1 protein-coding gene is annotated in these 719 nt (G+C 45.6%); it reads right to left on the bottom strand.

Annotation, left to right across the window (positions count from 1 at the left end):
* A partial coding sequence (locus ON07_RS13485; RefSeq protein WP_010232499.1) for a LamG domain-containing protein occupies positions 1-719 on the bottom strand: 719 nt, incomplete at both ends.

Consider the following 719-nt stretch of genomic DNA (forward strand, 5'->3'; position numbering starts at 1 on the left):
AACCGAAGTGGAAGTACCTATAATGTTGCTTTGATTTACTAATGTTGATGAAAAATTAGAGGTCGTAGATACCTGAACTCTATAGCTATCTGCTCCCGTGGAAGCGTTCCAACTCAAGTTGGGCGTTACAGAAACACCCGTAGCTGCATCTGCTGGAGCGCTTAATTGCGGAACACTAGCTAAGGTAGGTGTGTTCGATATCGTTGCCAAGTTATTAATCTCTGTTGTGCTCAAAGCTGTGTTGTAAATACGCGTATCATCCATGGCTCCTTGAAATCCCCTATATCCACCGTCCCCTGCTCCAAAGGTCAGTGCCAAAGTATTAATAGATATCGCAGGAGGCGAAGAAAGTACTTTGGTGTTATCCTCAACCCCATTGATGTACAATCTAATAGTAGATCCATCATAACTTACCGCCACATGCATCCACGTGGTACCATTGGTTGGGTAAGAAGCCTGTGAATCCAACCTATAGCTGTTCCCAGCGGTTCTCTGGTTAAAACGGAAGTAAACCGTACCCCCACTGGACATGGAAAGTTCGTACCCATCGATCGAATGCTTATCCGCTTTTTTAACCAAATACTGAGTTGCTCTTTTTTCTGGACGAAGCCAAGTCGCAATGGTGATGGCAGTGGTAAGGTCGAGAGAGGTGGCGTCAACAGCGGTAGCAAACTGGTTAGTTCCGTTAAACCTTACTCCCTGCTCGAGAACTCCCGTAA

It is taken from the genome of Gillisia marina, assembly GCF_000258765.1.
Taxonomy (GTDB): Bacteria; Bacteroidota; Bacteroidia; order Flavobacteriales; family Flavobacteriaceae; genus Gillisia; species Gillisia marina.